Consider the following 18,824-nt stretch of genomic DNA (forward strand, 5'->3'; position numbering starts at 1 on the left):
GTACAAAACCTTCATGGGGATATGAAGATATACGTCGGGTATCTGGCCTCCGCTCTGCTCCTCCTTACGCTGCCGGCTATCGCGCAAGAACTCACTCCGCTCCCTCAGCCTGCGGAGGAGTTATTCGTCCCGTTCGGCGAAACCCGCACACTCCTGGACCGCCAAGGAGTGCATGTCGAAGGGATGAGATCGAAGCCCGAAGAAGCGCTCTATCTCCCTGATGTCGACACCACTGGCGCCCGCTACCTGACGCTCTATTATAGTCGTGACGTCGCCGGCCACGAGGGCGACTTTACGCTCTCGATTCTGACGGTGCCTTATGATGGAGGACTGCTCCTCTACGCCGACCTCAATAACGACGAGGACCTGCGCAACGATGGCCCTCCGCAACGGCTCGCGGATAGCACGGGCGCGGTCACCTTTGCACTCGTTGCGCCGAACGATCCGATGCAGGTCACGCACCGGACCGTGCTGCACATACCGACCGGTGTGCGGACCGGACAGCTGAGTCAGGCCTGGTTCGCCGGCATGATGGATGAAGATGGCAACCTGAAGCCGATGTTCAAGAATCTGATGAACATCAGCGGAGAAAAAGGGACGTTTCTGTTTGACGAGCGGCCTGTGTTGGCGCGTGGGATGCTGGCTCGCGACAGCGACACACTCGCTGTCGGCGTCTTCGATTTTAACGTGAACGGCCGGTACGACGACGAGGAGGATTTGCTGTTGGTCGATCTGGATCGCGACGGCCGGCTGATCCATACCGGCGACAGCGCGCATGTCTTCAAGCTCAACGAAGTGTTCGAGATCGACGGGCGGCGGTACCGGTTGAGCCATGTGGATCCATATGGTCGCGGCGTCCGCTTTGTGGAGGTGTCGGATCTACCGACGGGGGACTACCTGGCGGAACAGAAGGCCGCGTACGATGCGGCGGAGATGAAGCCACGGGGAACGATCGATCTGGATTCGGCCTTCTGGGCCCTGGAGATGCCCACGCTGGACGGCGACACGCTGCGACTCGCCGACCTGCGCGGCCGGCCGCTTCTGCTCAATGTATGGGGCGAGTGGTGTGCGCCGTGCCGCATGGAGATGCCGATGCTGATTGAGGCGGACGGCCTGCACACGCCCGAGGAGCTGCTGATCGTCGGCGTGCTCTCTTCGAGTGACGAGGAAGCGGCCCGAGCCTATCTGGATGCCATTGGCGCGACGTGGAAGCAGGTGCGGATCACGGACGCATTCCGCGACCGGGTGAACCTGCGGATGTATCCCACCAACCTGCTGGTCGGTGCGGCCGGCGAGACAGCCATAGAGGCCGGTGTGGTCAACCTGCGGTTCGTCGAGCAGTGGCTGATCGGGCGGTGAACCTGGTAAGGCAATCGCATTCTAGATTTGACCGTGAGAAGCGTAGGGCGGTTCGGGGTATCGGTGTGAGCTTGCCCCCCAAACTCCCCCTATCCCCATACGCTCCACGACCCGACAAGCGCATGGGTGTAGGCTCCAGTGCGCGTTTCTGATCGGTCGAACCCCTATACTCCCTGGATCGGTATCCCGCACCAACCCCGCCGCACCGCCATGACCCGCCCCCTCGGACTCCTCGCCCTCCTCCTCCTGCCGGCCCTGCTCCCCGGCTGCTCCTCCCTGAACGGACAGTCCGTTTCGCCGCCGAACATCGTCATCATCTTCGCCGACGACCTCGGCTACGGCGACGTCGGGTTCAACGGCCACCCGACGATCCACACGCCCAACCTCGACCGGATGGCCGCGGAGGGGATGAAGTTTACCTCGTTTTATGCGGCGGCGTCGGTGTGCACCCCCAGCCGCGCCGGCCTGATGACCGGGCGCCTGCCCATCCGCAGCGGCATGGCGAGCAACAGCCGGCGCGTGCTGTTCCCCGATTCGAAGCTCGGCCTCCCCGCCGAGGAGATCACCATCGCCGAGGCGCTCAAGGAAAGCGGCTACGCCACGGCCGCGTTCGGCAAATGGCATCTCGGCCACCTGCCGCCGTACCTGCCGACGCGCAACGGGTTCGACTACTACTACGGCATCCCGTATTCGAACGACATGGACCGCGTGGTGGACGGTGGGCGCGAGGCGTTCTGGGCGCCGAAGGTCGAGTACTGGAACGTCCCGCTCATGCGGGATGAGGAGATCATCGAACGGCCGGCCGACCAGACGACGATCACCCGGCGCTACACCGAGGAGGCCGTCCGCTTCATCAAGGAGCATAAACAGGGGCCGTTTTTCGTCTATCTCGCGCACAGCATGGTGCATGTCCCGCTGTTCCGGTCGGATGCCTTCGCCGGCGTGAGCCGGCGCGGGCTCTTCGGCGACGCCATGGAGGAGGTCGACTGGAGCGTCGGCCAGGTGCTCGATGCGCTGCGGGAGGAGGGGCTGGCCGAAAACACGCTCGTCTTCTTCACCAGCGACAACGGACCCTGGCTCGTCTTCGATACGCACGGGGGCTCGGCCGGACTGCTGCGCGGCGGCAAAGGGATGACGTGGGAAGGCGGCATGCGCGAGCCCTCGGTGGCGTGGTGGCCCGGTACCATCGCGCCCGGGCAGGTCAGCGCGGCCCTCACCACCACGATGGACTACCTGCCCACCGCGCTGGAGCTGACCGGCCGCGCGCTCCCGAACGACCGTGTCATCGACGGACGCAGTCTGCTCCCGATTCTCCGGGGCGACACGGACCACGAGATCCACGACACCTACTTCTACTACCGGGGGACGACGCTCCAGGCGGTGCGGAAGGGCCCGTGGAAAGCCCACTACATCACCCAGTGGGAATACGAGGCCGACAACCAGCGCGCCGAGCACGACCCGCCGCTCCTTTTTAATCTCGACGAGGATCCGTCGGAGCAGTACGACGTCGCCGCCGGGCACCCCGACATCCTGGCCGATATCGCGGCCGAGGTAGCGCGGCATCAGGCCGAGATGGTGGCCCGCCCGACGCAGCTGGAGGAACGGATCGAAACCGAGTGATTCGCGTACGCTTGCTTTCTTTTTCGCGGCAACGGCGTGCAGCCGCTCACACATCATGGAGAAGAACACGCATGCAAATCACCGTTGAAACCACCGTCGCCGCGCCGATCGAGGCGGTCTGGCACGCCTACACGACGCCCGAGGACATCATCCAGTGGAACGCCGCTTCCGACGACTGGCACACGACCGCCGCGACGGTCGATTTGCGGGCCGGCGGGGACTTTTCCTCCCGGATGGAGGCGAAGGATGGGAGCATGGGTTTTGACTTCGCCGGCACGTATACGCAGATCGTCGAGCACGAACGGATCGCGTACGACTTCGGCGACCGCAAGGCCGTGGTCGAGTTCGCCGATGCTCCGGACGGCGTCCGGGTCCGCGTTACGTTCGACGCTGAGACGGAGCACCCACTCGACATGCAGCGCGACGGCTGGCAGGCGATCCTGAACAACTTCAAGCGGCATGTCGAGGCCGGCGTGTAGGGATACCCGTTTCTCATCGGGTCTGGGCATCGATGTGCGAAACATGATCGGTGACGTGCCAGCGCTCTTCGGGCCGTATATTGAGCGTTGGGCCAGCCAGCCCGCTCGTGCAGAACTTCTGAACGAGGTGCGGGCATCAACGATACGTCGAAAGAAATAGCCGAAGTTTATCGAGACTTGATGAGGCGTACATCGGGTGCCGAGCGGCTTCGCATGGCGTCGGGTATGTTCGAAACGGCACGTGCACTCGTTCGAGCGCAGCTCCAGAATCAGCGATTGTCCGGCGAGGAACCGGATACGCATATGTTCCTCCGCTTCTACAGGCGGGATCTCGAGCCCGCCACGCTGGAAAAGATTCTGGCATGACTCACTAACATGACTGATCTTACGCTCGATAGCCTCAAGTCTTGCGATGCAGGATACAGGGATGCAGGATACAGGATGCCGGATGATCGATAAAACGGACGGTTTTTCGGTAAACATCCTGCATCCTGCATCCTGCATCTTGCACCTTGCACCCCGTCCCCCTACCCATAAATCACCTCTATAACGTGCGTCATGTCAGCGTAACATGAGTCCAGAACGTAGCTAAACACGATGACCGATTCGTCGAAAATCAAAGGCCCGGCCTCCTATTTCCCGTCCATCGAAAAGACGTACGGGCAACCCATCAGCCACTGGATGGCGATACTGGATGGGATGACCGATCTGAAGCATATGGAACGCGTGGCGGCGCTCAAGGCCGAACACAACCTCGGGCACGGACACGCCAACGCGCTCGTCGCCTATCATCGTTCCGTAAACGAAGCGAAATGAGCACTGGCTATCCCGATGCGCAAGCCCCACTTCCATAGCCGCAGGTTTGTTTTGTGGGTGTTTGCCCTCTTGATGGGTGCTACGGTGTCTCCCGCCTCCGCTCAGGAGGCGACCACCGCCATCGAGGTTTACAAGGTGGTGGGGATGGACACGCTGCGGCTGCATGTGTTTTACCCACCGTCTGACACCTCATCCTCGCGCGCCCCCGCGATCGTATTCTTTTTCGGCGGAGGGTGGGTAAACGGGAGCCCCGAACAATTTTTTCCACACGCGCGCTATTTCGCCTCGCGCGGGATGGTGGCGATCTCCGCCGAATACCGGATCAAGAGCCGCCACGGCACGACGCCGTTCGAGAGCGTCGAAGACGGCAAGTCGGCGATCCGCTGGGTGCGCGCGCATGCCGGCGAGCTGGGCGTGGATCCCGAGCGTATCGTGGCCGCCGGCGGGTCGGCCGGCGGACAGGTCGCGGCGGCTGCGGGAATGCTGGACGCGTTCGACGCGGCCGGCGAGGACCTGCACATGAGCAGTCGCCCGCAAGCCCTCGTCCTGTTCAATCCGGTCATCGACAACGGCCCGGAAGGATACGGCTACGAGCGGATCGGGGATCGATACACGGCCTTCTCGCCCCTGCACAACGTCGATGCGCAGTCGCCGCCGACCGTGCTTTTCCTGGGGACGGCCGACGCCCTCATTCCTGTGGCCACCGCGACGCGGTTTGAGGCCTTGATGGAGGGCGCCGGCGTCCGGTGCGACGTGCACCTGTACGACGAACAGCCCCACGGCTTTTTTAACTATCGGGACGGGGATAATCCGTATTACTACCACACGGTGCGCGAGGCAGACCTGTTCCTGAAGTCGCTGGGATACCTTGCGGGCGAACCCACGCTGTAGCCGGAAGACCGCCCGGGTTTCCGCAATGCCTTCCACGCTAAAGGGGGAAGAGGGCCATGTACAAACCTGCTGATCTGTTTCTGGGGATCGTCGATTTCTTCTCGGTCCTGGTCCCGGGCGCGATCCTGTCGTACGCGGTGTACGCGGTTTATCCGTCGTTCGTCGAGCGCATCGTGCCGCTCGACGGAAACGGCGCGTGGTTCGCGCTCCTGTTCTTTTCGTTTTTTTCGGGCCACGTCATCGCGCGGCTTGCCGAGTACATCGACAAGTTATGGAGCTCGAACACCTGGCTTCAAAAAAACGAAGAGCTGTGGAACGCCGTGTTTCGCATCCGGGAGGATCTGGGCCGGGCCACCGATTCGTACGCGATCAGCATCTATCAGTGGTGCCGCTCGGTGCTGATTGTCGTTTCGCCCGAGGCGATGGCCGACATCAATGCCGTCATCGCGTCGGCCGATTTCTTTCGGAATCTGTACGTCGTGTTTCCCTTCGCCGCGCTGGTCAGTTTTCTGGGTTCGCAATCCACCCTCGGCATGGTGTTCATCGTCATGGCGGCGTTGAGCCTGTTGCTGAGCGAGATGAGCCGGCATACGTTGCACAAACGCATCTGCTACCACGTCATCGTCCTGCACATGCTGGGCCGGCTCCGGCCCGACGCGGACTAGACGGCGCTGCGGCCGGCCGTTTGAGGACGCCCGGCCCGCCGCGTTGCCCGCCGGCGCTTCGATACGTAGTTTGTGCGCACGAATGTCAGGGGCCCCCTTAACCACGACACCCTCATGACCATGATTCCCCCTTCGTATGCCAGGATGCGACGCTTTCTCGCCGCATGGCTGATCGTCCTCGCGCTGCCGCTGACCGGTTATGCGCAGGATGGAAACGGCGAGCCGAGGCGTTTCGGCGGCCCCATCGTGCTCCATGAGGACGACGTGGCGGCCTTCCCCGAACCGCCGGCCGGCATCGACACGCCGCGCGACGGGATTCCCCACGGCAAACTCGAGATGATCGCCTACGCCTCCGAAACCGTCGGCACGATCCGTCACATGCTCGTGTATGTGCCGCCGGGTTATTCGCCGGATAAAACATACCCGGTGCTCTACCTGCTGCACGGCATCGGCGGCGATGAAACGGAATGGCAGCGGTTCGCCACGCCCGGCGTCCTGCTCGACAACCTCATCGCCGACGGCAAGGCGGAGCCGATGATCGTGGTGATGCCGAACGGTCGCGCGCAAAAGAACGACCGCGCCGAGGGCAACGTCTTCGCGTCGGCGCCGGCGTTTGCGGTGTTCGAGGACGACCTGCTCGAGGGCGTCATCCCCGCCATCGAGACCCGCTACAGCGTTTCGCCGCGCCGGGAAGACCGCGCGCTGGCCGGCCTGTCGATGGGCGGGGGGCAGACGCTGAACTTCGGACTGGCGCACCTGGATACCTTCGCGTGGCTCGGCGCCTTCTCGTCGGCCCCCAACACGAAGCCGCCGGCGGAGCTGATGCCCGATCCGGCCGCGGTGGCGTCGCAGCTGAAGTACTTCATGCTCTCGTGCGGCAACCAGGACGGCCTGATTGGCATCAGCCAGGGCGTTCATGGGTACCTGAAGGAGCATGCGGTGCCGCACGTATGGCATGTCGACGGGAATGCCCACGACGCGACCCACTGGAAGCACAGCCTGTATCATTTCATGCAGGCGCTCTTCCACTGAAGCGTGTCCTGATTCAACCGAGACCCACCATGCAACGCAGAACCCCTGTTTCACGCCGCGGCTTTCTCGCGAGCGCCGGCGCCGCCGGCCTCGGGGCGATGGCTGCCCCCGCCGCCCTGGCCACGCCGCAGACCTCCATCGAGCCCGCGGCGCGGCGCATCCCCGCCAGCCGGATCGGCGTCCAGATCTACACGGTCCGCAACCTGCTCGATGAGCGCATGCTGGGTTTCGAGGGCGCCCTGGCGTTGCTGCGCGACATCGGCGTCGAGAACGTCGAACTGGCCGGCGTATTCATGGGCCACACCCCGGCGGAGCTTCGCGCGATGGCGGCTCGCTACAACATCCACATCGCCGGAAACCACTTCGGCCCGCGGACGATGGACGGGGAGAACGCGTGGTACGACGAAGCCGGCCGCGCGGCGATCTTCGCCGACGCCCGGGCGCTGGGGCTCGAGTTCGTGGGCACCGGCCACTACTACAACGTCCCGCTGACCGTTGACGGCTTCCGGCAGTTCGCCCGCACGCTCAACACCTGGGGCCGGGCCGCCTCGGAAGCCGGGCTCTCGTTTTATTACCACTCCCACGACGGCGAATTCACCCGCTTCGACGGGAAGCCTATCTTCGACATCCTCCTCGAGGAGACCGATCCGGAGCACGTCCATTTCGAACTCGACCTCGCGTGGGCGGCGATAGCCGGCGAGGACATCTACGCATGGGTCCCGCGCCATCAACACCGGTTTCCCCTGTTCCATGTCAAGGACTTCTGGTTCACCGCGGACGGTCCGCGCGAGACGAAGCCGGGGACGCTTGCGGCCGGCAATCGCTTCACCTTCGCCGATGTCGGCAAAGGCACGATCGACTGGCCGCGTCTGTTTTCTGGGCTCGACGACCCCTCGCGGCACCTGTATTTCATCGAGCGCGACGATGCGGGAGACGACGTGGCGGTGGAAGGCCAGCCGAACCCGACCAACCCGGCCGGGCCGGCGAATACGGTCTGGACAAGCTTCCAGTACCTGACGCAGCTCACGTTCTAGGCCCGGGCTGAAGCACCCTCAGACAGTGCCACGACGTGGACGCGCGTCAGGGGCCGAGCGGGATTTCCTGCCCGAAAACCGGATCAGGCTGAACGGGCCGGCCATGCCGGGCAAGCGGGAGGCATGCCCCTGAGGAGGCGGCCATAGATTGTTCAGGATCTATTGTGCAAGATATGTGCGCGCGGTAACTTCCGGGATCCCCATCACCCAAACCGCTCTGGCCGCCATGCCGCACTCCGACTCCGGTAGCACACCGAATGACTTCGATTTTATCCTGGGCGACTGGCGCGTTCGCCACCGCCGGCTCAACGAACGGCTGGCCGGGTGCACGGAGTGGACCGCGTTCGCCGGCCGCTCCTCGACCCGGAAGATCCTGGAAGGGTTTGGCAACGTAGAGGACAACGTGCTCTCGTTTCCAGAGGGGGGTGTTCGCGCGGCGGCCTTCCGCTCCTTCGACACCAAAACCCGGACCTGGGCCATCTGGTGGCTCGACGGCCGGAATCCGCACCACCTCGATACACCCGTCATCGGTTCGTTCACCGAGGGCGTCGGGGTGTTTTATGCGGACGACACCTTCAACGGACGCCCCATCAAGGTGCGATTTATCTGGAAGGCCCATCCGGGCGGGAATCCGACGTGGGAGCAGGCCTTCTCGGCCGACGGAGGGGAGAGCTGGGAGACGAACTGGACGATGGAGTTTGTGCGGAGTGCCGGTTGATCCGGGCGATCCATCGTTCAGTTCCAGGGCTGCTCACGACCTGTCGCGAGCGAAAAATCAGACACAGGAAGGCCACGATGTTCCTGTAGCATCATGCCCCCCCACCTATTATCTTGAAACGATGCCATAATCTACCAGGGTGCTTCGCATGAAGGGTTCTCGCCGTTTGGCCTTTGTTGCAGGGCTCATAGCTCTCGTGTTCGTCATCGCGCCGGCCGCCGCGCAGAACGCGGCGCCACCGTCCAAATGGGCCCCGGACTTCCCGCTCTGGGCCGCGCTGTGGAATCCCGATTTCCCTCGCGAGCCGACCAACGAGGAGCCGTATCACGTCCCGAACAGCTCGGAGACGTACACGATGAAGCATGCGCGCAACCTGTTCTTTTCGCCGGACTGGCACCCCGATCATCATCCGGCGCTGCCCGATGTGGTGCTGAACGGCCGGCAGCCCGAAGTATGGGCCTGCGGTTCGTGTCACCGGGCGGAAGGCACCGGCGGGCCGGAGAATGCGCCCATCGCCGGCCAGCCGGCGGCGTACATCGTGCAGCAGATGGCCGACTTCAAGAGCGGCGCCCGCATGTTCTCGGCGCCGCAGCGCAAGCCGATCCACGACATGACCCAGATCGGGCGGGCGATCACCGATGAGGAAGTCCAGGCCGCGGCCGCCTATTTTTCCGCGCTGAAACTGGAGCCGATCCTCAAGGTCGTCGAGGCCGAGACGATTCCGAAGACCGTCATCGCCGGCCTCGTGTACGCCAAAGACCCCGCCGGCGGGACCGAGCCGCTCGGCGACCGCATCGTCGAGATGCCCGACAATCTGAAGCAGTTCGAGATGCGGGATTCCGGATCGCACTTCACCGTCTACGTCCCGGTCGGCAGCCTCGCGAAGGGCGGCCTGCTGGTTACGGGCGGGGCGCCCGGGGGCGTCCCCTGCGCCACGTGCCACGGCGCCGACCTGCGGGGTATGGGCCCCGTGCCGGGCATCGCCGGCCGGTCGCCGAGCTACATGATGCGCCAGCTGATGGACTTCAAGACGGGCGCGCGGGCCGGCACGTGGTCGCCGCTGATGAAGCCGCAGATCGAACACCTGTCCATCGACGACATGACGGCCGTGGTAGCCTATCTGGCGTCGTTGACGCCCTGATGAAGACCGATGACCTGCTCGTGCACCGCGTGCGCGAGGTGATGCAGCACGTGCCGGGCGTCCGGGAGAAGAAGATGTTCGGCAGCATCGCGTTTCTCGTGGATGGCAAGATGTGCGTGAACGCGCGCGCCGAACGCATCATGTGTCGCATCGACCCGGCCCTGCACGACCAGGCCGTCGAGCGCGATGGGTGCCGGACGGTGGTGATGCGCGGCCGCCCCATCAGGGGGTATGTGCATGTCGATGCCGAATCGGTGCAAACCGAGCGGGAGCTGTTGTACTGGATCGATCTGGCGCTGACCCATCACGGGGCCGGCGCGAGGCCCGGGGATCGGTAGCCCCGAAATGAGCTGAACGGCTCCCGGAAAGCTGGATGAAAACGCGGAAGCAGCAAACCCCGACCCGCCGGCTGGCCGTGTCGACCCTTATCCTGCTGGGGATGGGACTCCTCGGATGCGCGCGGGAACCGGAGCGCGCCGGGATCGAGATCGTGTCGTCCGACACCTCGCTCGTCGCGGCGTTCGACTGGGCGAGGGAAAAAGCCCTATCCTATGTGCAAACGGGGAAAAGGGGTCCGGTCGACGTCTGGGAGCGTGGGGCCGGGCGGGACACGGTAGCCTACCTGCCCACGTACTGGGCCGGCTACCCCGGCAGGTCTGCCTTTTACTCGCGCGACTTCGCCCACCAACTAACGGGCGCCCACCTGCTCGGGCTCGGCGAGGAGAACTTCACCATGATGCGAGCCTTCGCCGCCTCGGCGGACGAGGGGAAGCGGTGGTTTCCGTTATGGGCGATCAACTTCGACGGCTCGCCCTTCGCGCTGGATTATCGCGGAGACACGGATTTCGTGCGCGAGGTGCCGGCGGTCTTCGAACTGGTGGAAAAGGCCGAGGTCCTGTACCGATGGACGGGCGACCGGCGGTATGTGGAGGACGAGGTCCTGTGGACGTTCTACACCAAGGCGGTGACAGATTTTGTCGCGCTTCACGACGACCGGCTCCCGAACGGCGTGGCCGAAGGGACGGGCGAGGGGATTTTCGCCGGCGCCGCGTCCTACAACGAATCCCCCGACGCGCCGCTGATCGAAGCCGGCGACGCCATCGCGGCCCAGTACAGGGCGTACGATGCGTACGCGCGGATCGCGGCGCTGCGCGGCGAGCCGGCGCTGGCCGATACGTTCTCCCGAAAAGCGGACGCTCTCAAGGCGTATTTCAACGAGGAATGGGGCGGAGACGATGCCGAGAGTTATCGCCGCGGCTACCTCGCGAGCGGCGAAGCGGTCGCGGGGTGGGGCAAGGAGAACTCCTGGTTCATGCCGATGAAGGGCATCGTCGAGGCCGGCTCGGCGCGGGCGAACGCGTATCTGGATTTCATCGGGGACCGCCTGCAATCCGGCGACGACATGCCGGACAATATCGAGGCGCTGACCTATATCCCCGAAACGTTTTTTCTGCACCACCGGAACGAAGAAGGATGGCGATGGATGAAGCATATCATGATGCGCCTCGACCAGGACCACAGCCACCGGATCGCCACCGGCCGGAACGGCGACTACCCGGAGGTGTCCTATGTGTTGATCCAGAACGCCGTCGTCGATCTGCTGGGCCTGTCGCCCGACGCCGGCGAGCGGCGCATGGCCACGCTGTCCCACCTGCCTCGTGACGTGGAGCGGCTGGGCGCCCGGAATATACCGATGGGCGATGCGCTCCTCTCCGTAACGCACGAAGCCGGCCACACCTCGCGGCTGCGGTTCCAGCAGGGAGCCGGGGCGCTCCGCTGGCAGGCGGGCTTCCCGGGGCGCCACGCCGAACTCATCGTCGACGGCGCGCGTCAGCCCGCCATGCAGGGGGTGGATCATGGGATGCCGTTCGCGTACGTGACCGTGACGCTGCGGCCCGGCGAGGAAGCCGTCGTTACCACCCGGGAATGAGCCGAAACCGCGTATGAACATCGCCTTCGACAATAGCTACGCCCGCGAGCTGGAGGGCTTCTATGTGCCCTGGCAGGGCGCGCCGGTGCCGAAGCCGGAGGTCGTTCGCCTCAACGAGCCGCTCGCCGTCGAACTCGGCCTCGACCCCGACGCGCTGCGGACCCGCGAGGGCGCCGCCATCCTCGCCGGCAGCGTCGCCCCCGCCGGCGGGAGCCCGCTGGCCCAGGCGTATGCCGGCCATCAGTTCGGCGGCTTCTCGCCGCAGCTCGGCGACGGGCGCGCGCTGCTCGTCGGCGAAGTCATCGACCGGAACGGGACGCGTCGCGACATCCACCTGAAAGGCTCCGGCCGGACGCCCTTCTCGCGCGGCGGCGACGGCAAGGCGGTGCTCGGGCCCGTGCTCCGCGAATACCTCGTCGGTGAGGCCATGCACGCGCTGGGCATCCCGACCACCCGCGCGCTGGCGGCCGTCGCGACGGGCGAACGCGTCTACCGCGAGGGGCCGCGGCCCGGCGCGGTGCTCGCCCGGGTGGCGTCGAGCCATCTGCGGGTCGGCACCTTCCAGTTTTTCGCGGCCCGGGGCGACGTCGAAAAGGTCGCCCGCCTGGCCGATTACGCGATCGAGCGGCACGACCCGGATCTGGCCGGGCGCGCGGATCGCTACCTCACCTTCCTGCAGCGTGTCGCCGAGCGCCAGGCCGCGCTCGTCGCGCGCTGGATGCACGTGGGTTTTGTCCACGGCGTCATGAACACCGACAACATGACGATTTCGGGGGAGACGATCGACTACGGGCCGTGCGCCTTTATCGACGCCTACAGCCCGGCCGCCGTCTTCAGTTCGATCGATCATCAGGGGCGGTATGCCTACGGCAACCAGCCGGCGATCGCCCGGTGGAACATCGCGCGCCTCGCCGAGACGCTGCTGGCGCTGATCGATCCGGAGGATGAAGACCGCGCCGTCGCGCGGGCGACGGATGTCGTCGATGCCTTCGCGATCCACTACGAGGCGCGCTGGCTGGACGGGATGCGCCGTAAGATCGGGTTGTCGACGGAGGAAGAGGGCGACGGGGAGCTGGTTGCCGACCTGCTCGGCGTGCTCAACACCCACGCGGTGGATTTTACGCAGGGCTTCCGCCGCCTCGCGGAATCGGCGCTGGGGCAGGACGACGCTATGCGCGCGCTGTTCGGCGATCCGGCCGGCATCGATGCCTGGCTCGCAGCGTGGCGCAACCGGCTTCAGCGCGAGCCGCTCGATCCGGCCCAGCGCGCCGAAGCCATGAACCGGGTGAATCCGATCTACATCCCGCGCAACCACCTCGTCGAGGAGGCGCTGACGGCGGCATCGGACGGGGATCTCGCGCCGTTCGACACCCTGCTCGGCGTCCTCGCCGACCCGTTCCGCCGGCGCGAGGGGCTGCAGGCGTATGAGACGCCGGCTCCGCCGTCGTTCGGGCGCTACACGACGTTTTGCGGGACGTAAGGCCTGCGGCCCGCTTTGCAACTGCATCGCGGATTCGCGTTATTTCAACGGATCGATTCGGTCGATTTGCCCCATGTGCCACACCTCCATCGCTACCCCGCTATGTCGCTTCGCTTCTTCTGGGCCGGCCTCTTGCTGTTTGCCGGCGTCTCCTGTCAGTCCCCTGCCCCCGATCGTCCCAATATCCTCTGGATCACGGCGGAGGACATGAGCCCCGTGCTGGGGTATCTCGGCGACACGTACGCCATCACCCCGAACATCGACCGCCTCGCCGGCGAGAGCGTCATCTATACCAACGCCTTCGCCACGGCTCCGGTGTGCTCCCCTTCGCGGGCCGCGCTCATCAACGGGATCATGGCGTCGATACAGGGCGCGCAGCAGATGCGGTCCGCCTATCCGATCCCCGACGCCTGGATCGGGTTTCCCGCGTACCTCCGGCAGGCCGGCTACTACACGACGAACAACGTCAAGACCGACTACAACTCCGCCAACGAGGCCGCGATCATCGCGGCGTCGTGGGACGAGAGCAGCGACACCGCCGGCTGGCAGGGCCGGCGGGGCGACCAGCCGTTTTTCAGCATCTTCAACCAGATGGTCTCTCACCAGTCGCGCACGATGGCGTGGCCGTACGAGCAATTCGTGCGCGAGGTGCAGAGCCGGCTAGCGCCCGACGAGATCCACGACCCCGCCGCGGCGCCGGTCCCGCCGTATTACCCGGACACCCCGGTCATCCGACGCACGATCGCCCGGTTCTACGACTGCGTGACGGTGCTGGACCATGAGGTCGGCGAGATCCTGCAACGGCTGGAAGACGACGGGTTGATGGACGACACCATCATCTTTTTTTACTCCGATCACGGCAGCGGCATGCCCCGGCACAAACGGGTGCTGCTCGACTCCGGCATGGCGGTCCCGCTGCTCGTCCGTTTTCCCGAGAAATACCGCCACCTGGCGCCGGCCGGCCCCGGCGAGCGCGTCGACCGGCTCGTGAATTTCGAGGATTTCGGGCCGACCGTGCTGAGCCTCGCCGGCGTCCCGATCCCCGAATACATGCAGGGACAGGCCTTCCTCGGTGGCGCGGAGACGGCGCCGAGGGCGTACGTGTTCGGCCATCGCGACCGGATCGACGAGGCGGTGGACATGTCCCGCTCGGTGCGGGACAAACGGTATCTTTATGTCCGCAACTACATGCCGCACCTGAGTTACAACCAGTTCAGCGCCTGGGCCGACGAAGGTGAAGTCAACCACGAATTCTATGCGATGAAGCCGGAGGACATGAGCGACGCCGTGCGCCAGTTCGCCGGCCCCACGAAGCCGCGCGAAGCCCTGTTCGACACCCAGGCCGACCCGTTGAACCTGAACAACCTCGCCGCGTCGGGGTCGCACCAGGATGTGCTCCAGCGCATGCGCGGCGTACTCAACGACTACCTCGTCGACCACCGGGACCTCGGCTTCGTGCCGGAGGTCGAGATGCGGAGGATGGGCATGGGAACGACGGCGTACGACTGGGCGCGCAGCGGGGCGTACGATGTGACGGCGCATATCGCGGCGGCGGAAGCCGTTGGAACCGACGATTTTGCGCGGTTCCGCGAGGCGCTGCAGAGCGAGGCTCCCGGCATTCGGTACTGGGGCGCGATGGGTTATACCGCGGCGTCGCAGCTGCCGGCGCAGGAGGTCGGGGCGCTGCGCGCCGCACTGGCCGACCCGTCCGCGATCGTCCGCATCGAGGCGGCTTCCGCGTTGTTGCAGCATGGCCGCGCCGGCGAGGCGCTGCCCGTCCTCACCGAATTGCTGCACGACGACGACCTCTGGGTAGTGACCTATGCCGCCCGCGCGCTCGAACTGGGCGGGGAGGCCTCGCGGCCGGCTTACGCCGAGTTGAAAGCGCTGCACGATCGCTACCAGGGGACCATGGACGTGCCGGAGTGGCTCGTGGTGTTCTCGACGACCGGCTTCATGAACCGGGTGCAGCCCTGATGGATGCGGAACGCGACCGCACCGTCGTCATCCCATGTGTGGACGGCCCGCCGGCGCCCGGCGAGGCGCGGCCCAGAGCGTATCCTTTGTTACCTCCACGTGCCTATGAAAACCCAGTACTACACCGCAACGAGCATCAACGGGTACATCGCCGATGCACAGAACTCGCTGGACTGGCTCATGCAGTTCGGTGAGATCGAGAGCATGAAGGATCACTACCCGCATTTCATCAAGGACGTCGGCGCCATGGCGATGGGCTCGACGACCTACGAGTGGGTCATCCGGCACGACAACATGCTCGAACACCCGGAGAAGTGGCCGTATGAGATCCCGGCGTGGGTCTTCAGCCGGCGGACGCTGCCGGCGATCCCGGGCAAGGACATCCGGTTTGTTCAGGGGGATGTAGCGCCCGTCCATGCGGCGATGGCCGAGGCCGCCGGCGGGAAAAACATCTGGCTCGTCGGCGGCGGTGAGCTGGTCGGGCAGTTCCACGATCAGGGACTGCTCGACGAACTCATCATCACCATCGCATCCGTGATGCTGGAGGGGGGCGCGCCGCTGCTGCCGCGCCGGCTGGCCACGCCGCCGCTCCGGCTCGTCGGCACGGAACAGCACGGCGATGCGTTCGCGGTGCTCACCTATGCTGTGCGTCGGTAGGGCGCACGGAAGGACACAATGCGCGCTGGCCCGGTTGCGCTGGCCCGCATCCCGACATCGGGCCTGCTATGATCGCCCAGAACGCCTTAAACCTGGACGAAGCATGCCACAACGCATCCTTGCGCCATCCGTCATCCAGGCGGTCGGCACCCGACCGAAGCGCATCGAGGAATTTGCCGGCCGCGTGAACTCAGGACACGAACAGGTCAGCGTGGCCCGGATGGTGTCGCCATCCGGATGGGAAGAGCCGGGGCAGCGCCCCGAATTCGAGGAAATCACGGTCGTGCTGAAAGGGATGTTGCAGGTGGAATACGAGGGGGGCGTGATGGAGGTGGCGGCGGGGCAGGCGGTGGTCTGCCGGCCCGGGGAGTGGATCCGCTACAGCACGCCGGGGCCCGAAGGCGCGGAATACATCGCCGTATGCCTCCCCGCCTTCTCGCCGGACACCGTCCACCGCGATGCGTGACCGCCGGCGTCACCGCTAACCGACCGGATGCCGCCTGACGCGATCGCCAGCCCCATCCGATGCGAATTCACCCGTTCGGGTGATGCAAAGGGCCCGGCCAGGCACGTAACCTGGAACCGTCCGATTTTTTCCACCGCGTACAGACCCACGAGGAATAGCGTATGCAACTGGGTGCTTTTTCCATAAGCCTCGCCGTGAAGGATATCGCGGCATCGCGGGCGTTTTACGAGAACCTGGGCTTTACGGCTTTCGGCGGTAACCAGGCTCACAACTGGCTGATCATGAAAAACGGCGACCACCTGATCGGTCTCTTTCAGGGCATGTTCGATCAGAACATCCTGACGTTTAATCCGGGATGGGATCAGCACGCCGGCGAACTGGCGGAATTCACCGATGTCCGCGACCTGCAGAAGCAGCTCCGCGCGCGCGGGGTGACGTTCGCAACGGAAGCCGACGAGACCACGTCGGGGCCGGCCAGTTTTGTGATCGTCGATCCCGACGGCAACACGATCCTCGTGGATCAGCACCGGTGAGCCCCGAAGGCCTCACGCCGCCGTCAGCCGGATCTCGCGCCCTTCCCCGAACGCCGGCACCCAGAAATCGGCCTGGCTGAGGCCGGCCTCGTGGAGGGCGGCTTCGAGCTTTTCCGCCGGTTCGTATTGCCCATCGTCGGCGAGCGGGAAGGTCCCGAAATGGATGGCCATGCTTTCGCGCGCGCCGATGGTCTGGTGCACCTCCACGGCCTCCCGGGGGGAGATATGGACCGGCTGCATAATGGCCCGCGGCCGGTAGGCGCCGATGGGGATCATCGCGAAGTCGGGCGCGCCCAGGCGGCGTCGGATTGCTTCAAAGTGCGGGCCCGCGCCCGAGTCGGCGGCGAAATAGACCGCGCCGGCGGGGAGCCGGAGATAAAATCCGCCCCAGAGCGCCTTGAACCGGTCGAACAGGCCGCGCCCCGAGAAGTGTTGCGCCGGCACATAGGTTATCTCGATGCCGCCCTCGGTCGTTTGCTCCCACCAGTCCAGCTCGCGGATGGACGTCAACCCGGCGCGGCGCGGGACCGGACTGTTGCCGAGGCCGGTGATCAGCTTCGGCCGGTCGCGCCGGGCGAGCCGGCGCAGCGTGTCGATGCAGAGATGGTCGTAGTGGTTGTGGCTGAGCAGGATGAGGTCGATCGGCGGCAGGTCGTCGAAGGCGATGCCGGCCGGCCGCGCGCGTCGCGGACCGGCGAAGGGCACCGGACTCGCGCGCTCCCCCCAGATCGGATCGGTGAGGATGTTGAGGCCGGCGAGCTGCAGGAGCACCGTGGCATGGTTGACAAAGGTGACGCGCGCCGCGTCCGGCGCCACACGCGCCGGCGGCGGAGCGCCGATGGCGTAGTCCGCGCCTCGCGGGTTCCAGCCGCCACGGTCGCGCCGGCGGGCCCACTTGATGAATTCGGAAAGCGGCGCCATGCTCCGGGGTGGGACGTTCAGGAAACGGCCGTTCTTGCGCTGGCTGGCGAAATCGATCGACATACGTCGGTGGTTGGGTGAACGCATTGGAAGGCGTAGAGCATACCGGCACAGCGGCGGCTTTGTTCAGCGTTGCCGGCGGCGGCAAGACAGGCCATCTCTTGGGGTTGATCCCGCCGGTGGTTTATCTTGCTGCGCCCTCGACAACGCATCCCAACTCCTATGACGCCGCTTTTCAAGAAACTGAATCTCGGATCGCATGCCGTGATCCACGTACTCGAAGCGCCGGATGCGTTCGAAACCGAACTGGCGGCGCTCTCCGGGGTGCAGATCCATCGCCGGCTGGATGCCGGAGGGCGTCCCGACTTTGTGCTCGCGTTCGCCATGCGGCAGAACGAACTCGACCGGCTGAGCGCCGCCATCGCCGGCGCGACCGAAGGCGACAGCATCGTCTGGATCGCCTATCCCAAGCAGTCGTCCAAAAACTACGTCTGCGAATTCAACCGCGACAGCGGCTGGACAGTCTTGCGCGAGGCCGGCTTCGACACGGTCCGGCAGGTGGCGATCGACGCCGACTGGTCGGCGCTCCGCTTCCGGCGCGTGGCCTTCATCAAGACGAAATAGCCCGAATCATCCCTTTTTCAGCTAACCCCCTGTATCTCCCATGTCCGCCCCCAAACCCCCACCGTACGGCGTCTCCATCACCCTCGACCAGGCAAAAATCGTCATGGCCGGCGCCGAGGCCGAGGCGCTCCGCAACAACTGGAATGTCGTCATCGCCATCCTGGATTCAGGCGGCCACCTGGTGATGCTCCACCGGCTGAACGATACCCAGATCGGCAGCATCGAGGTCGCCCAGACGAAGGCGTATTCCGCGGTCGCGTTCCGCCGGCCCACGAAGGCGTTCGGGGATCAGTTCGAGCAGGGCGGGTTGAACCTCCGGCTGCTCCAGCTGTCCGGCGCCAGCGTGATCGAAGGCGGGGTGCCGATCGTGGTTGACGGCCGGCTCATCGGCGCGATCGGCGTCTCCGGCGTGATGTCGAGCCAGGACGCGCAGATCGCGCAGGCCGGCATCGACGCGCTGCACGCGGCGTAACGGTTCAGG

The 18,824-nt window shown here is 65.4% G+C and carries 20 protein-coding genes; 19 read left to right on the plus strand and 1 reads right to left on the minus strand.

Going from position 1 to position 18,824, the window contains the following annotated elements; translation table 11 throughout:
* Nucleotides 1–21 precede the first annotated feature (21 nt).
* The 17 genes from R2834_19535 (at nt 22) to R2834_19615 (ending at nt 16,798) form a co-directional block, all read left to right on the plus strand.
* Nucleotides 22–1,359, plus strand: coding sequence for a TlpA disulfide reductase family protein (locus tag R2834_19535; protein MEZ4702535.1), 1,338 nt, complete (start codon nt 22–24; stop codon nt 1,357–1,359).
* 210 nt (nt 1,360–1,569) lie between these two features.
* On the plus strand, nt 1,570–2,979 hold the full coding sequence (locus tag R2834_19540) for a sulfatase (protein ID MEZ4702536.1): 1,410 nt from the start codon (nt 1,570–1,572) through the stop codon (nt 2,977–2,979).
* 71 nt (nt 2,980–3,050) lie between these two features.
* Nucleotides 3,051–3,458 carry an SRPBCC family protein gene (locus R2834_19545; GenBank protein ID MEZ4702537.1) on the plus strand — a complete coding sequence of 136 codons (408 nt, stop codon included), beginning with the start codon at nt 3,051–3,053 and terminating at the stop codon, nt 3,456–3,458.
* A 597-nt stretch (nt 3,459–4,055) separates the two neighbouring features.
* Nucleotides 4,056–4,274 (plus strand): DUF4287 domain-containing protein, encoded by a 219-nt coding sequence (locus tag R2834_19550; GenBank protein ID MEZ4702538.1) that lies wholly within the window; start codon nt 4,056–4,058, stop codon nt 4,272–4,274.
* An 84-nt stretch (nt 4,275–4,358) separates the two neighbouring features.
* On the plus strand, nt 4,359–5,165 hold the full coding sequence (locus R2834_19555) for an alpha/beta hydrolase (GenBank protein ID MEZ4702539.1): 807 nt from the start codon (nt 4,359–4,361) through the stop codon (nt 5,163–5,165).
* 56 nt (nt 5,166–5,221) lie between these two features.
* The gene (locus R2834_19560; protein MEZ4702540.1) at nt 5,222–5,830 is read left to right on the plus strand and encodes a hypothetical protein; all 609 of its coding nucleotides are present in this window, start codon (nt 5,222–5,224) and stop codon (nt 5,828–5,830) included.
* Nucleotides 5,831–5,944: 114 nt separating this feature from the next.
* Nucleotides 5,945–6,862, plus strand: a complete 918-nt coding sequence (locus R2834_19565; protein ID MEZ4702541.1) for an alpha/beta hydrolase-fold protein — start codon at nt 5,945–5,947, stop codon at nt 6,860–6,862.
* Between the two features lie 29 nt (nt 6,863–6,891).
* Nucleotides 6,892–7,896, plus strand: a complete 1,005-nt coding sequence (locus R2834_19570) for a sugar phosphate isomerase/epimerase (protein ID MEZ4702542.1) — start codon at nt 6,892–6,894, stop codon at nt 7,894–7,896.
* 226 nt (nt 7,897–8,122) lie between these two features.
* Nucleotides 8,123–8,614 carry a hypothetical protein gene (locus R2834_19575; protein ID MEZ4702543.1) on the plus strand — a complete coding sequence of 164 codons (492 nt, stop codon included), beginning with the start codon at nt 8,123–8,125 and terminating at the stop codon, nt 8,612–8,614.
* Between the two features lie 148 nt (nt 8,615–8,762).
* On the plus strand, nt 8,763–9,755 hold the full coding sequence (locus tag R2834_19580; protein ID MEZ4702544.1) for a c-type cytochrome: 993 nt from the start codon (nt 8,763–8,765) through the stop codon (nt 9,753–9,755).
* A complete protein-coding gene (locus R2834_19585; protein MEZ4702545.1) occupies nt 9,755–10,093 on the plus strand; it encodes a TfoX/Sxy family protein in 339 nt (112 codons plus the stop codon). The genes R2834_19580 and R2834_19585 overlap by 1 nt, the downstream gene beginning before the upstream one ends.
* A gap of 35 nt (nt 10,094–10,128) precedes the next feature.
* Entirely contained in the window at nt 10,129–11,685 is a 1,557-nt protein-coding gene (locus tag R2834_19590; GenBank protein MEZ4702546.1) for a hypothetical protein, read from the plus strand.
* A gap of 13 nt (nt 11,686–11,698) precedes the next feature.
* On the plus strand, nt 11,699–13,165 hold the full coding sequence (locus R2834_19595; GenBank protein ID MEZ4702547.1) for a YdiU family protein: 1,467 nt from the start codon (nt 11,699–11,701) through the stop codon (nt 13,163–13,165).
* Nucleotides 13,166–13,267: 102 nt separating this feature from the next.
* On the plus strand, nt 13,268–15,142 hold the full coding sequence (locus R2834_19600; protein MEZ4702548.1) for a sulfatase-like hydrolase/transferase: 1,875 nt from the start codon (nt 13,268–13,270) through the stop codon (nt 15,140–15,142).
* Between the two features lie 105 nt (nt 15,143–15,247).
* Nucleotides 15,248–15,799 carry a dihydrofolate reductase family protein gene (locus R2834_19605; GenBank protein MEZ4702549.1) on the plus strand — a complete coding sequence of 184 codons (552 nt, stop codon included), beginning with the start codon at nt 15,248–15,250 and terminating at the stop codon, nt 15,797–15,799.
* Nucleotides 15,800–15,902: 103 nt separating this feature from the next.
* Nucleotides 15,903–16,265: a cupin domain-containing protein gene (locus R2834_19610; protein ID MEZ4702550.1), complete on the plus strand. Its 363-nt coding sequence runs from the start codon at nt 15,903–15,905 to the stop codon at nt 16,263–16,265.
* 161 nt (nt 16,266–16,426) lie between these two features.
* Nucleotides 16,427–16,798, plus strand: coding sequence for a VOC family protein (locus tag R2834_19615; GenBank protein ID MEZ4702551.1), 372 nt, complete (start codon nt 16,427–16,429; stop codon nt 16,796–16,798).
* Between the two features lie 12 nt (nt 16,799–16,810).
* On the opposite strand, the gene R2834_19620 is transcribed toward R2834_19615, so the two are convergent.
* Entirely contained in the window at nt 16,811–17,782 is a 972-nt protein-coding gene (locus R2834_19620; GenBank protein MEZ4702552.1) for an MBL fold metallo-hydrolase, read from the minus strand.
* Between the two features lie 159 nt (nt 17,783–17,941).
* Here R2834_19620 and R2834_19625 point away from each other — a divergent pair, with 159 nt between their 5' ends.
* A complete protein-coding gene (locus R2834_19625; GenBank protein MEZ4702553.1) occupies nt 17,942–18,343 on the plus strand; it encodes a hypothetical protein in 402 nt (133 codons plus the stop codon).
* 40 nt (nt 18,344–18,383) lie between these two features.
* Nucleotides 18,384–18,815 carry a heme-binding protein gene (locus tag R2834_19630; protein ID MEZ4702554.1) on the plus strand — a complete coding sequence of 144 codons (432 nt, stop codon included), beginning with the start codon at nt 18,384–18,386 and terminating at the stop codon, nt 18,813–18,815.
* Nucleotides 18,816–18,824 lie beyond the last annotated feature (9 nt).

Source organism: Rhodothermales bacterium, assembly GCA_041391505.1.
Lineage (GTDB): Bacteria > Bacteroidota > Rhodothermia > Rhodothermales > JAHQVL01 > JAWKNW01.